Origin of the sequence: Nocardia sp. NPDC056541, from assembly GCF_042794235.1 — a bacterium.
GTDB lineage: Bacteria > Actinomycetota > Actinomycetes > Mycobacteriales > Mycobacteriaceae > Nocardia.
The window spans coordinates 107,376-119,829 of the sequence record NZ_JBHTUD010000016.1 but is presented as its reverse complement, the minus strand read 5'-3'; the positions used below and the strand labels follow the sequence as shown (position 1 = coordinate 119,829).

Below are 12,454 nucleotides of genomic sequence, written 5' to 3'. Positions count from 1 at the left end.
GCTTATTCGCTTCAGATTTTGCAGCGAATAGGCGGTAGTGACTCGCTGCCCGGCTCACACCGGGATATCTCGCCACGGACGCAGTGGCACCTCGCTCCGGAAAGCCTCTATGGCGGCAGCGACTTCGAATGGGCTGGCAGCATGCTCGATGTGACTGCGATAGCGGACGCGCTGGGCGACAGCATCGAGATCGAATCCCCACACCATCGACATCAGCGGGTTGATGAAGAGTCGAGCGTCCGCAGCCCGGGTGCGGTCGAGTGAATGGTGGTCGCCGAACTCCCCGCGAGCCGCATCGGTGATCGACGCGCACACAATGCTTTCGCGGCCAGGGGTATGGCGTTGTACCCAGGAAACGACGTCCAGCCAAGCGTCCACAGCCGGGAGTCCAGGCGTCAGCGCGAATACCCCGTGGTAGGCACCGGCTTTGGCGAGACCAGCGACGTTCTCCAGAAAGTGGGCATGGCAGACGCCGTGGAAGGCGTCGACACCGAACCCTACGCAGACAGCGAGTTTTACCGGTATGTCGAGCGCTGAGGCAGCCAGCAGACTCGTGACATCTTCCACGGGCGTTCCGAGGCCCGCTTCGTCACCGGTCATCAGCAGATCGGTACCGCCGTCGACGAGCACAATGCCGTCGAGGTCCAGCTCGCGCGCCAGCCATGCGTAAGCGGCACGTACCGAGGCGGTGCCGCCCTTGCGGATCATGAACACCTTGTCGGCACAGCCATGATCGGCAAGCCAAGTAGCAACATGCTTCTCAGGAAAGTAGCCCGATTGTCCTTCCGTGTCGGCATCTACCTCGAACAGACCCGGTGCGACCGAACGTGCCGTGGTGCGGGTCGCGGCGGTAAAGGTGAGATTCGCCAGGAACACGGTCTTCCCCCGCTCACGGAGAGCGAAAGCAATCGGCAGCCCACTGAGCAGATCGAACCCACCGCCGGCGCCTACCACGAGGACGCGTTCGGCATCAGTGAGTCGAATCAGCACTGAGGTGTCCAGTAGTGATGGGGTGAGCATCCGCGTTCTTACCGCGTCGGACCTGTTATAGCCAAACGCTCCGCACGAGAGTTGTTCGTGCGGAGCGTTTTCGCGGGGCGGGTCAGGCGGGTACTGCCACCGGTTCGGGAGATGCGGTCGGCGTGGTCAGCTGGCGGGAGCGGAGGGCGCCGAGGCCGAGGAGGGCGACTCCGCCTGCGGCCCAGGCGAGTAGGACGGCGAGGGGGGCGAGGGCGCCGGCACTGTCGAAGTAGGCGACCGAGCGGAGCAGGGCGGCGGCGGCGCCCGGGGGGAGCAACTGGCCGATGGTGCCCCAGGGCTGGGGCAGGAGTTCGGGGGCCGAGGTAGCGGCGGAGAACGGGTTGCCCACCAGCAGCATGGTGAGGGCGCCCAGGCCGATGCCGGGGCGGCCGATCGCGGCGGCCAGGCCGACGATGACGGCGGCGACGGTAAAGGAGGCCAGGCCCGCGATGGCGGCCAGTTCGAGGTAGGAGCCGGGCAGGATCGAGAGCCAGGTGTGGAAGATCAGGGTGCTCAGGAGCCCGCCCGCGACACCGAAGGCGGCCAGGCCGGCGAGCCGGGACCCGAAGGCGGGGACCAGCAGGGTGAGCAGGATGCCCGCTGCCATACCGGACATGACCAGCGGCAGGACCATCGAGCCGAAGCCCGCGCCGCGCTGGTCGTCGGGATCGACGGCGATCACGTCCTCGACCGGAGCGACGGGGATACCGCTGAGTTGTTGTGCCACGGCGGTGAGCTGCTGGGCGACGGCGGGCGAGGCGGCGGAGGCGACCAGGACCTGCGGTGCACCGTTGCCGGTGACGACAGCGCCGTAGATCTCGTTGTCGGCCATCGCGTTTCGCGCCTGCTGCGCGTCGGCGACGGTGATGATCTCGAAGGCCTCGGGATCGCGCTGCCGCAGTTGCTGGGCGACCTGGGCGGAGCCAGGACCCGCGACGGCGATCGGCAGATCACGCGGGCCGATATTGACGGCGGGCCAGGCGAAAGCGATGAGCATCAGGGCCTGGATCGCGGTGGCCGCGAGGCCGAGAGCTACTGCTCGGCGGGTGATCGTCATGCGATTTCTCCCATTAAAGCGAATGTTCGTTCTTTTTGATGTTCCTACCGTGACACCGCCCACCTCGCTTGTCAAGAACGGACATTCGTTTTACTTTTGACCCATGCCCAGAGTCAGCGAAGAACACCTGGAACGCCGCAGGCAGCAGATCCTCGACGCCGCGCAGCTGTGCTTCGCCAGGAAGGGCTTCCACGAGACCTCGATGCAGGACGTATTCGCGGAATCGCAGATGTCGGCGGGCGCGGTCTACCGGTACTTCACCAGCAAGAACGAGATCATCGCCGCGCTCGTGCAACGCACGATGGGGCCGCTGCGCGAGCGGCTCGCCGAGATCATCCGCACCGAGACCGCGCCTCCCCCGGCGGAGGTCATCCGACTGCTGACCACCGAGATCGTCAAACGCAGTGGACCAGAGGGACCGCTGCGACTCGCCCCACAGGCGTGGGCGCTCGCGCTGGTCTCGGACGAGGCGGCCGTCCCGGTACGCGCGGCCATCGCGTCGATGCGCGCGTTGTGGTTCGAGTACGCGGACCGATTATGCGAGTCCGGCTGGCTGCCACCGGGCACCGATTCCGACGCGATCGCCAAAACGCTCATCGGGCTGCTGCCCGGCTTCATCCTGCAGCACCTCCTGCTCGCCGACGTCGACCCGGAGGATTTCGCCCGCGGTCTCGAGGTCATGCTGCCGGGACCTCCGCACCATCCCCGGTGAGCAAGGCCACTGTTGCCACCGCCGCCGAACGGGTAGGTTCGGGTGCGGCACCGGAGGGGGTCCCGAGCGCCGGACATCGTTGAATACCGATCCGACCAGGGAGTTTCCTGTGACTTTGCACCGTCGAACCCTTCGATCACGCGGCCTGACCGCGCTGGCAGCCGTGACCGTCGTGGCCGCGCTGCCCGCGGCGATGGCAGGCACCGCGCAGGCCAGGATGATCGGCGGATTCGAGGTGGGCGGCGCGATCGAGACCGAATACGACCAGGCGGGCGGCCCGGCGCTGGGCGAGCCCACCTCCCCGGAAGCCGACGCGGCAGCCGGCGGCAAGTACCAGACCTTCGCCAACAACGCGGCCATCTACTGGCATCCCGACACCAACGCCAACACCGTCTCGGGTCAGATCCGGGACAAGTTCGCCGAGACGGGCAACGAGTCGGGCAAGCTCGGCTACCCGACCACCCGCGAGGAGTCCACCCCGTCGGGCGGCGGTCGCTTCAACCACTTCCAGAAGGGCTCGATCTACTGGTCCGTCGGCACCGGCACACACCAGATCAGCGGCCCGATCCGCGACAAGTGGGCGGCGCTGGGCTGGGAGTCGAGCCCGCTGGGCTTCCCGCTCACCGACGTGTCCGCGGCGGGCAAGGGCGACGGCCAGTTCACCATGTTCCCGACCGGCGCCATCTACTGGACGTCGAAGACCGGCGCGCACGCGGTGTGGGGCAGCATCCAGGCCGACTGGATCCGCGCGGGCGGCGAAAACGGCCGCTACGGCTATCCCACCAGCGACGAGTACGACTACCAGGGCGGCAAGGCCCAGGATTTCACGGGCGGCAAGATCACCTGGAAGCCCGAGCGCTGAGCTACAACCAGCCCTGACGCTGCGCCGCCAGAATCGCCTCCGCGCGGTTGCGGGTGCCGGTCTTGCCGATGGCGGCCGAAAGATGGTTGCGCACAGTCCCTTCCGAGAGGTGTAAGCGCTCGGCGATGGCCCCGGCCGCCGAACCGTCGGCGGCCGCGGCGAGCACTTGACGTTCCCTGGCCGTGAGCGGAGACGTTCCGGCAGTGAGGGTCTCGGTCGCCAGCGCCGGGTCGACGACGCGTAGTCCCAGATGTACCCGGCGGACCGCGTCGGCCAACTCCCGTGCGGGAGTGTCCTTCACGACGAACCCGCTCGCGCCCGCATCGATGGCGCGGCGTAGGTAGCCGGGGCGCCCGAACGTGGTGACCATGAGGATTCGCACGCGCGGGTGTTCGGCGTGCACGCGGGCGGCGACCTCGATGCCGTCCAGGCCGGGCATGTCGATGTCGAGCAGTGCCACGTCGGGGCTGGTGCGGGTCACCGCGGCCAGGACTTCGTCGCCGCGGCCGACCTCGGCGACCACCTCGAGGTCGGATTCCAGACCGAGCAGGGCGGCGAGCGCGCCGCGCACCAGTGCCTGGTCGTCGGCGAGCAGCAGCCGGATCATCGGACACTCCCTTCCGCGGGCACCGTCGCCAGCAGGCCGACGCCGCCGCCCGATGGCGTCGACATGGTCAGCGTGCCACCGGCCGCGCGCAGTCGCTCGGCCAGCCCGCGCAAACCCGAACCGGACGGTGCGGTGACGTCGCAACCACGGCCGTCGTCGGTGATCTCGATGCTGTTCTCGGTAACGACCACGGTGCAGTGCTGGGCCGCACTGTGGCGCACGACGTTGGTCACCGCCTCGCGCAGTACCCAGCCGAACAGTTCACTGTGCCGAGTGTCCACCATCGTCGAATCGGGCAGTACAGCAACGATCTCGGCTGCGGTCAGCGCGGTGTGCGCGGTGGCGAGTTCTCGGCGCAAGCTCACCTCACGCAGACCACCCACGGTGTCGCGCACCCCGGCGAGCGCCTCGCGGGCCAAGCGTTCCACATCGGCGAGCTCGGTCTTGGCGCGCGCCACGTCGACATCGATAAGACGCTGCGCGAGTTCGGTTTTGATAGTGATCACCGTGAGAGAATGGCCGAGGATGTCGTGCACATCGCGGGCGACCCGATTGCGCTCGGCCTCGATCGCCAGGTCGGCGCGCTGACGGCGGGTGATCGCCTGGAGTCGCCTGCCGCGCAAGCCGATCTCTCTGGCGAGCCAGATCACCGGTGGAATCACCGCGAGCACCAGCGCCGTGCCACCGAGCCACCGACCCGGCGCGAACACGGGCATCGCCACCATCGTCGCCGATACCGCCACCACCACGACCAACGAGAGCCGGGTGGGCAGCGAGAAGATCGCGACCGCGGCGATGTAGAGCACGGTCGGGAGCGCGGCCGCGCCGAGCAGCGCCATCATCACCACCGACAACGCGGCCATGCCTGCGAGCAACGGCCAGATCCGCGGATCGACAGACCGCGGATCGTCCTGCTCCTCCCAGTCGAGTCGGCGGAAGACGACGAACGCCGTCACGATCAGCCCGCCGAACGCCAGTACGGCTGCCGTCGCACCGACCGACCGCACCGTGCCGTGCTCGACCCAGCTGTCGTAGATCTGCGGTACCAGGTACAGCAACCATCCCGCCGCGAGCGCGGCACCGAACCACCCGCGGCGCATGCCGCTGGTATCGGTCGCCCCGGTGCCGAACACCCGGTCGACGAAGTCACCCGAACTCACGAGCAATCCCTTCTCACAGCACTTGCGCAGCCACGCGGGCCGACCCGGCGAGTACCGACGGTACCCACGAATCGGCCCGGGTGATCGTTCGTTCAACGAGCGGTGTCCCGGCGGAACAGCGCGGCCGCGCCCACCACGAACACCGCGGTCCACGCGACGACATTCACCACGGCCAGCGCGACGGTGCCCGCACCGGTGTCACCGAACGGGGTACGCACCAGGGTGGCGACCCCGTAGGTCGGCAGCACCTTCGACACCGCGGCGAACCACCCGTGGATCGGGAAGAACAGCCCGCCCGCGAACGACAGCATCGCCAGTCCGGGGCCGAGCAGTTGCATGACGTTCTCGGAGGGCAACAGGTAGCCCATGAGCAGACCGAAGGCCGCGAACACCAGCGAGCACACCCAGGCGAGCAGGAAGCAGGCCACCCAGGCCACCGGCGTCAGGCTCGCACCGCAGAACGCGCCGACGACGAACACCGTCGTCACCGCCACCAGCCCCAGCGACATCGCGACCGCGATCTTCGTCGCCACGTAGGCCACCGGCCGCAGCGGTGTCAGCCGCAGCTGGCGGGTCCAGCCGTGGGCACGTTCGACCGCCACCATCGCGCCGCCGCTGGTAGTCGCGAGCAGAGCGCCGTAGAGCGCCATCGACACCATGATGTAGCCGGTGACGTTGCCCGAACCGAAGGACTCGTCCCGGTTTCCACCCTGGAGACCGAAGATCACGAAGAACACCGGCGGCATGATCAGGGTGAAGATCAGGGTGCGCCGGTTGCGGAGCATGCGGCGAAGTTCGAGCGAGAGAAAGGCCGGGCTGAGGCCGCCGAGGCGAGGTGTGCGCACCGGTTTCGTCGCGGTGCGGGTTGTCTCGATCATGTCAGCGCTCGCCTTCGGGTGCGGAGGTCAGCGCGAGGAACGCCGATTCCAGGTTGTGGGTGGTGATTTCGATGTCGTGGGCCGCGGTGTGGGTGAGCAGGAAACGGGCGATATCATCGGAGTCTCTGGCCTGCAACAGGATTCGATCGCCGCGCAGCTCCACCTGCTCGACACCGGGCAGCGCGGACAGGTGGGCCGGGTCGGCACCGGGCAGGGTGGCCGCCACGGTCCGGCCGACGGTCAGGTTCTTGATCTGGGCGGCGCTGCCGTCGGCGACGATACGACCGGCACGCATCAGCACGATCCGGTCGGCGTAGGCGTCGGCTTCGTCGAGATAGTGGGTGGCGAACAGCACGGTGCGGCCACTCACGGCGTCTTCGCGCATGGCCGCCCAGAAATCGCGTCTGCCCGACACGTCCATGCCGGTGGTGGGTTCGTCCAGCACGATCAGGTCCGGATCGGGCAGCAGTGCCAGCGCGAACCGCAGCCGCTGCTGCTGGCCGCCCGAGCACTTTCCGACGAGGCGGTCGGCGATATCGGCGATGCCCGACCGCTCGAGGACTTCCGGCGCCGGCCGCGGCCGGGCGTGCAGGGCGGCGACCAAGCGAACGGTTTCGCCGACGGTGAGGTCGGGCAGCAGCCCACCCGACTGCAGCACCGCGGCCACCCGCCCGGCCCGCACGGCATCCTCCGGCGCTTGGCCGAAGACCGCGACCGTGCCCGAATCGGGAGCGGTCAGGCCGAGGAGCAGGTCGATCGTGGTCGACTTACCCGCGCCGTTGGGGCCGAGGAAGGCGACGATCTCGCCCGGCGCCACGGTCAGGTCGAGACCGTCGACGGCGCGGACCGGACCCGTGGTCCCGGGAAAGGATTTGCGCAGGTCGCGCAGCTCGATGGCCGCGCTGGTTGTTCGTGGTGAAGGCATGGTTCAAGATTCGCGCGGACGAGGCCGCGAAACCTGAGCCGACTGTCACCATTCGCCCATGACAGGTGTCACGGGTTACGGCGCGAGCAACCCCTGCCGGGCTCGGCTCGCGCCGGACAGCGCGAGCAGCAGCATGGTGGTGAGTGCCCCGTCGTCCAGGCCTTCGGCGGGGAAGGTGTAGCGCAGAATAACGTCGCCCAGCTGGCCACGGGCGATCAGCGTGACCGACCCGAACTGGATCTCGTTGTTGCGTTCGGCGACGCGCTTGTGCAGGGCCGCCTTGAGCGGACGATCCCAGGCCAGCACGCTGGTCAGCGACAGCACGGTGAGGCCGGGCGCGAGGGTGACGGCGCGGATCGAGCACAGGGCGCCGTCGTATTCGAAGCCCAGCGACCCGTCCGCGTCCACCCGGACATCGACGTCCTGCATCTGCAGGCACGCGCCGGTGCGCGCCTGCAGGTCGATTTCGGGTGAGACCGTGGTATCCATCTCGGCTCCGTCGTCACTCATTTGGCGCCACCGAAGCGGCGATCGCGCTTGGCGTATTCCAGGCACGCGTCCCACAGGTTACGCCGGTCGAAGTCGGGGAAAAGCGTGTCCTGGTACACGAATTCGGCGTAGGCCGCCTGCCAGATCAGGAAGTTCGAGCTGCGGAACTCGCCGGAGGGGCGAAGGAACAGATCGACGTCGGGCATATCGGGTTCGTCGAGGTACTTCGCGACGGTGGCCTCGTCGACCTTCTCCGGGTCGATCTCGCCCGCAGCCACCCGGCGCGCGATTTCCCTTGCGGCGTCAGCGATTTCGGCACGACCACCGTAGTTGACGCACATGGTCAGCGTCATCACGTCGTTGTCCTTGGTGAGCTCTTCGGCCACCTCGAGTTCCTTGATCACGCTGCGCCACAGGCGGGGCCGGCGCCCGGCCCAGCGCACCCGCACACCCATCTCGTGCATCTCGTCGCGGCGGCGGCGGATCACGTCGCGGTTGAAGCCCATCAAAAAACGCACCTCGTCGGGGCTGCGTCGCCAGTTCTCGGTGGAGAAGGCGTAGGCCGAGAGCCACTTCACGCCGATCTCGATGCACCCTTCGACGGAGTCCATCAGCACGGCCTCGCCGCGTTCGTGTCCGGCGGTGCGCGGCAGGCCACGCTCCTGGGCCCAGCGGCCGTTGCCGTCCATCACCAGCGCGACGTGGTTGGGGACGAGCTCGGGCGGGATCGCGGGCGGACGCGCGCCGGAGGGATGCTGGGACGGCGGCCGCACGGTGCGGGTGCCGTCCTTGCTCGCGGGAGAGGAGTCACGACGCAGGATCACGGCATCCATCCTGCCTGATCGCCGGGTACGGGCTGCACGGGCTCCGGCTTCGCGCCGTTTGCTCAGCCGACCCGGCCCACGACTGCGGCGTCGGGCCGGTCCGCGGGTTCGATGCGGGATCGCTCGATCAGCGGCAACGTGCGCAACTGGCGCTCCAGATGCCACTGCAGGTGGGCGGCGACGAGACCGCTGGCCTGGCGGCGGACGTTGTCGGGAACGCTGTCGATGTAGGCCCACTCCCCCTTCAACAGGGCGACGAGCAGATCGAGCACCCCGGTGATGGGCGTGCTCGCGCCCGGCGGACGACAGTGCACACAGACCGCGCCGCCCGCTGCCACATGGAAGGCGCGGTGCGGGCCGGGGGTCGCGCAGCGGGCGCATTCGTCGAGCGCGGGCGCCCACCCGGCGAAACCCATGGCGCGCAACAGGTACGCGTCCAGGATCAGTTCGTGGGGTCGCTGTTTGGCGGCGATCGCGCGCAGGGCACCCGCGGTGAGTACGTGCAGTTTCGGGGCGGGTGCGCGTTCTTCACCCGCGAGACGCTCAGCGGTTTCGAGGATCGCGCACGCGGTGGTGTAGCGGCCGTAGTCGTCGATGATGTCGGCGGCGAACGCCTCCACGGTGATGACCTGGGTGACGATGTCGAGCGTGCGCCCGGGGTGCAACTGCACATCGATGTAGGAGAACGGCTCGAGCCGCGCCCCGAACTTCGATTTGGTGCGCCGCACCCCCTTCGCCACCGCCCGGACGAGCCCGTGTTGCCTGGTCAGGAGCGTGACGATGCGATCGGCCTCGCCCAGCTTGTGCTGGCGAACCACTACCGCCTCATCCCGATACAACCGCACGCGCCCAGTCTTCCATGTGCGCCCGACACCGCGGTCACGGACACGGATCAGGACTGGAGCAGACCGGCGATGAGGAGCAGCAGCGATTGCTGGGTTTCGATGCGAGCACGGTCGGGGTCATCGGCGTGGGCGACGATGAGCGAGGCTTCGGTGATGGCGCTGAGCAAGAGTTGCGCGAGTACCGGAACGGGGGCGACCGGGATCAGGCCCGCGTCGGTGGCGCGTTGCAGTTCGTCGGTGATGAGGCCGAGTCCGTGACGAGCTTCGAATTCGCGGAAAGCGGGCCAGCCGAGGACGGTCGGGGCGTCCATCAACACGATGCGCAGCATTTCCGGGCGGGCGCAGATGTCGAGAAAACGCGCCAGACCCGCGGTCATGCCACCGATGATGTCGGCGCGGTCGACAGCGGCGACAGCGCTCGCGATCTCCTCGGTGGCCTCGGTCTCGACCTGTTCGAGGACCGCGAGGAACAGTCCGCGCTTGTCGCCGTAGTGGTGGTGCAGGGCGCCGCGGGTGACACCGGCGGCGGCCACCAACTGCTCGGCCGACGTACCGGCGAAGCCGCGCTCGGCGAACAGGCGACGGCCTGCCTGCTCGAGCGCGGCTCGGGTGACCCGGGAGCGATCCTCCTGACTACGGCGCTGCATGCAGCCGAGTGAACTCCACGATCAGTTCGGTGAGCAACTCCGGCCGGTCCTCGGGGATGAAAGTGTAGGAATTGTCGAGGGTGCGCAGGCTCGCCCGCGGGAGATCGGCGACCAGCCGTTCGGCCAGCGCCATCGGGAACAGTTTGTCCTCGGTCGACCAGACCACCAGCACCGGCACATCGACCGTGCCGAAGCGTTCGGCGGCAGCCACGGTGCATCGATTGTCGACACCGGCGGCGAAGCGGCGCAGATCATCACGGATGGCGGCGTTGCGCCGGGCAGACCCCAAATAGGACTGCGCGATCTCTTGCGGCAGGGCATGTTTGGTGACCAGCCCGAATCCGAGTGGCAGGCGCTGCATGAACCCGAAGCGCATCGGCGCCAGCAGCGGCCGGATCACGCCGGGAATCTTCGCCACCTTCAGCAAGCCCGCGAAAGGCTGCGGCGGGAACACTTCGTAGCAGTCGACGGCGGCCAGGACGACGCGGCCGATCCGTTCCGGTCGGCGGGTCATCAGGATCTGGGTGAGCGCACCACCGGTGTCGTTGGCGACGATCGTGACATCGGTGAGGTCGAGCGCGTCGAGGAACTCGGCGATCAGGTCCGCGATGCCGGTGGGACCGAGATCGGCGTCGGGCATCGGGATGGTGTGGGATCCGAGCGGCCAGTCGGGCGTGAGGCAGCGGTGGCCTGCGGCGGCCAGACCGGGCACGACCCCGCGCCAGATATCGGCGTTGACGAGCAGTCCGTGGACGAAGACGACCGGCGATCCGGAGCCGGTGTCGTGATAGCGGATGCGGCCGGATGAGAGGGCGATCTCGCGTGCCGGGCCGAGTGCTGAGCTGATTCCCATGGGGTCCTCCCCTGGTCGAATACTGGGCACGTCCACTGTTACATACATACCGTATGTATGTCTATACCCACCCTAGGGGATGTGGACGGGTGACCAGGTTCGCGTTACGGTCGAGCCACGCACCTGCAGAGACGGAGCTCACATGTCCGCGCCCGACCACATCGCACCGAATTCCTCGGCCGATCTCGGCCTCACCGAGCTGTCCTCGGCCGTGGCCGACGGCAGTATTTCCTCGGTCGTCGCCGTCGCCGACGCGCTCGACCGGATCGAGGCGTCGCAGCCGTCGCTCAACGCGTTCCGGGTCGTCCGTCGCGACGCCGCGCTGAAGGAGGCGGCCGAGGCGGACGCGCGGTTGGCGGCGGGTGTGCGGCTGCCGCTGCTGGGTGTGCCGATCGCGGTCAAGGACGACACCGACATCAGCGGCGAAGTCACCGCCTTCGGGTGTGGTGGGGAGTTCACGCCGAAATCCGCGGACGCCGAATCGGTGCGCCGGTTGCGCGCGGCGGGTGCGGTGATCGTCGGCAAGGCCAATACCTGCGAGCTGGGACAGCTGCCGTTCACCAGCGGTGACGCGTTCGGCCACACCCGCAATCCGTGGGATCGCACGCGCACGCCGGGTGGGTCATCGGGCGGGTCCGCGGCGGCGGTCGCGGCCGGATTGGTCCCCGCCGCGCTGGGTTCCGACGGCGCGGGGTCGGTGCGTATCCCGGCCTCGTGGACCAACCTGATCGGGATCAAGCCGCAGCGAGGGCGCATCTCCACCTGGCCGCTGGCGGAGGCGTTCAACGGGCTCACCGTCAACGGACCGCTCGCGCGCACTGTGCGGGACGCGGCGCTGCTGCTCGACATCGCCGCCGGACCGCACGAGGGCGACCGGCACAAGCCCGCGCCCATCGAGGCGAGCGCGGCCGTCGGGCGCGATCCCGGCAAGCTCAGAATTGCGCTCTCCCTGAGCATTCCGTACACCGCGACCACCACCGCGCTCGATCCACAGATCGCGGCCGCCGTGCACGCGCTGGCCGCCACCCTGCGCACGCTCGGCCATACCGTCACCGTGACAGACCTGCACTACGGGTTGATGATCGGCGCGTCCTTCCTGCCACGATCACTGGCGGGGATCAGCCGGGTGCACCGGGACATGCCGGGCGCGGTCGTCGACCCGAGGACCACCACCAATGCGCGCATCGGACGCGTGCTCAGCGGACCCGCACTCACCGCCGCGCGTCTCGCGGAACCCCTGCTGCACAAGCGCATCGGCTCGTTCTTCGACGACTACGACCTGGTGCTGGCGCCGACCACCGCGACCCCTCCCCCGCAGGTGGAGGAGATCGATGGCATCGGCTTCGGTGCGACGAACAATCTGATCACCGCCGCATGCCCGTACACCTGGCCGTGGAACGTGCTCGGCTGGCCGAGCGTGAACGTGCCCGCCGGCTTCACCGACGCCGGACTGCCGATCGGTGCGCAACTGATGGGCACCGCCGACAGCGAACCACTGCTGATCTCGCTGGCGGCCCAGCTGGAATCGGAACTGCACTGGGAGCGTCACCGCCCCACGCAGTGGTGGTGACCGTT

14 protein-coding genes are annotated in these 12,454 nt (G+C 68.6%); 3 read left to right on the top strand and 11 right to left on the bottom strand.

The annotated features are described in order from the left end of the window. Positions 1-54: 54 nt before the first annotated feature. Together ACFQ9R_RS26090 and ACFQ9R_RS26085 are read right to left on the bottom strand one after the other, a co-directional pair. The gene (locus ACFQ9R_RS26090) at positions 55-1,020 is read right to left on the bottom strand and encodes a DUF1152 domain-containing protein (protein ID WP_378993888.1); all 966 of its coding nucleotides are present in this window, start codon (positions 1,018-1,020) and stop codon (positions 55-57) included. 82 nt (positions 1,021-1,102) lie between these two features. Next, complete coding sequence (locus tag ACFQ9R_RS26085) at positions 1,103-2,077, bottom strand: hypothetical protein (protein ID WP_378993886.1); 975 nt, start codon at positions 2,075-2,077, stop codon at positions 1,103-1,105. Between the two features lie 103 nt (positions 2,078-2,180). Here ACFQ9R_RS26085 and ACFQ9R_RS26080 point away from each other — a divergent pair, with 103 nt between their 5' ends. Both ACFQ9R_RS26080 and ACFQ9R_RS26075 read left to right on the top strand, forming a co-directional pair. After that, on the top strand, positions 2,181-2,789 hold the full coding sequence (locus ACFQ9R_RS26080; protein WP_378993884.1) for a TetR/AcrR family transcriptional regulator: 609 nt from the start codon (positions 2,181-2,183) through the stop codon (positions 2,787-2,789). A gap of 109 nt (positions 2,790-2,898) precedes the next feature. Continuing rightward, complete coding sequence (locus tag ACFQ9R_RS26075) at positions 2,899-3,651, top strand: LGFP repeat-containing protein (RefSeq protein ID WP_378993882.1); 753 nt, start codon at positions 2,899-2,901, stop codon at positions 3,649-3,651. A 1-nt stretch (position 3,652) separates the two neighbouring features. Here ACFQ9R_RS26075 and ACFQ9R_RS26070 read toward each other — a convergent pair whose 3' ends face one another. The 9 genes from ACFQ9R_RS26070 to ACFQ9R_RS26030 all read right to left on the bottom strand — a co-directional run bounded on the left by ACFQ9R_RS26070 (position 3,653) and on the right by ACFQ9R_RS26030 (position 10,879). Next, positions 3,653-4,258: a response regulator gene (locus ACFQ9R_RS26070; protein WP_378993880.1), complete on the bottom strand. Its 606-nt coding sequence runs from the start codon at positions 4,256-4,258 to the stop codon at positions 3,653-3,655. After that, the gene (locus tag ACFQ9R_RS26065) at positions 4,255-5,418 is read right to left on the bottom strand and encodes a sensor histidine kinase (RefSeq protein WP_378993878.1); all 1,164 of its coding nucleotides are present in this window, start codon (positions 5,416-5,418) and stop codon (positions 4,255-4,257) included. The genes ACFQ9R_RS26070 and ACFQ9R_RS26065 overlap by 4 nt, the downstream gene beginning before the upstream one ends. A gap of 92 nt (positions 5,419-5,510) precedes the next feature. After that, positions 5,511-6,296: an ABC transporter permease gene (locus ACFQ9R_RS26060; protein WP_378993876.1), complete on the bottom strand. Its 786-nt coding sequence runs from the start codon at positions 6,294-6,296 to the stop codon at positions 5,511-5,513. 1 nt (position 6,297) lies between these two features. After that, complete coding sequence (locus ACFQ9R_RS26055; protein WP_378993874.1) at positions 6,298-7,221, bottom strand: ABC transporter ATP-binding protein; 924 nt, start codon at positions 7,219-7,221, stop codon at positions 6,298-6,300. A 75-nt stretch (positions 7,222-7,296) separates the two neighbouring features. Beyond that, the gene (locus ACFQ9R_RS26050) at positions 7,297-7,650 is read right to left on the bottom strand and encodes a YbjN domain-containing protein (protein WP_243655106.1); all 354 of its coding nucleotides are present in this window, start codon (positions 7,648-7,650) and stop codon (positions 7,297-7,299) included. Between the two features lie 77 nt (positions 7,651-7,727). Continuing rightward, the gene (locus ACFQ9R_RS26045; RefSeq protein WP_378637531.1) at positions 7,728-8,543 is read right to left on the bottom strand and encodes an isoprenyl transferase; all 816 of its coding nucleotides are present in this window, start codon (positions 8,541-8,543) and stop codon (positions 7,728-7,730) included. Between the two features lie 53 nt (positions 8,544-8,596). Further along, entirely contained in the window at positions 8,597-9,379 is a 783-nt protein-coding gene (gene recO / locus ACFQ9R_RS26040) for a DNA repair protein RecO (RefSeq protein ID WP_101463905.1), read from the bottom strand. Positions 9,380-9,426: 47 nt separating this feature from the next. Continuing rightward, positions 9,427-10,026, bottom strand: a complete 600-nt coding sequence (locus tag ACFQ9R_RS26035; RefSeq protein WP_378993872.1) for a TetR/AcrR family transcriptional regulator — start codon at positions 10,024-10,026, stop codon at positions 9,427-9,429. Further along, entirely contained in the window at positions 10,013-10,879 is an 867-nt protein-coding gene (locus ACFQ9R_RS26030; protein ID WP_378993870.1) for an alpha/beta fold hydrolase, read from the bottom strand. The genes ACFQ9R_RS26035 and ACFQ9R_RS26030 overlap by 14 nt, the downstream gene beginning before the upstream one ends. Positions 10,880-11,021: 142 nt before the next feature. On the opposite strand from ACFQ9R_RS26030, the gene ACFQ9R_RS26025 reads away from it, so the two are divergent. Further along, positions 11,022-12,449 (top strand): amidase, encoded by a 1,428-nt coding sequence (locus ACFQ9R_RS26025; RefSeq protein WP_378993868.1) that lies wholly within the window; start codon positions 11,022-11,024, stop codon positions 12,447-12,449. Positions 12,450-12,454 lie beyond the last annotated feature (5 nt).

Excerpts from the sequence above, each read along its gene's own strand:
- ACFQ9R_RS26080 (WP_378993884.1), top strand. The coding sequence starts at position 2,181 with ATGCCCAGAGTCAGCGAAGAACACCTGGAACGCCGCAGGCAGCAGATC.
- ACFQ9R_RS26025 (WP_378993868.1), top strand. The coding sequence starts at position 11,022 with ATGTCCGCGCCCGACCACATCGCACCGAATTCCTCGGCCGATCTCGGC.
- ACFQ9R_RS26070 (WP_378993880.1), bottom strand. The coding sequence starts at position 4,258 with ATGATCCGGCTGCTGCTCGCCGACGACCAGGCACTGGTGCGCGGCGCG.
- ACFQ9R_RS26055 (WP_378993874.1), bottom strand. The coding sequence starts at position 7,221 with ATGCCTTCACCACGAACAACCAGCGCGGCCATCGAGCTGCGCGACCTG.
- ACFQ9R_RS26045 (WP_378637531.1), bottom strand. The coding sequence starts at position 8,543 with ATGGATGCCGTGATCCTGCGTCGTGACTCCTCTCCCGCGAGCAAGGAC.
- ACFQ9R_RS26090 (WP_378993888.1), bottom strand. The coding sequence starts at position 1,020 with ATGCTCACCCCATCACTACTGGACACCTCAGTGCTGATTCGACTCACT.
- ACFQ9R_RS26060 (WP_378993876.1), bottom strand. The coding sequence starts at position 6,296 with ATGATCGAGACAACCCGCACCGCGACGAAACCGGTGCGCACACCTCGC.
- ACFQ9R_RS26085 (WP_378993886.1), bottom strand. The coding sequence starts at position 2,077 with ATGACGATCACCCGCCGAGCAGTAGCTCTCGGCCTCGCGGCCACCGCG.
- ACFQ9R_RS26030 (WP_378993870.1), bottom strand. The coding sequence starts at position 10,879 with ATGGGAATCAGCTCAGCACTCGGCCCGGCACGCGAGATCGCCCTCTCA.
- ACFQ9R_RS26035 (WP_378993872.1), bottom strand. The coding sequence starts at position 10,026 with ATGCAGCGCCGTAGTCAGGAGGATCGCTCCCGGGTCACCCGAGCCGCG.
- ACFQ9R_RS26050 (WP_243655106.1), bottom strand. The coding sequence starts at position 7,650 with ATGCAGGACGTCGATGTCCGGGTGGACGCGGACGGGTCGCTGGGCTTC.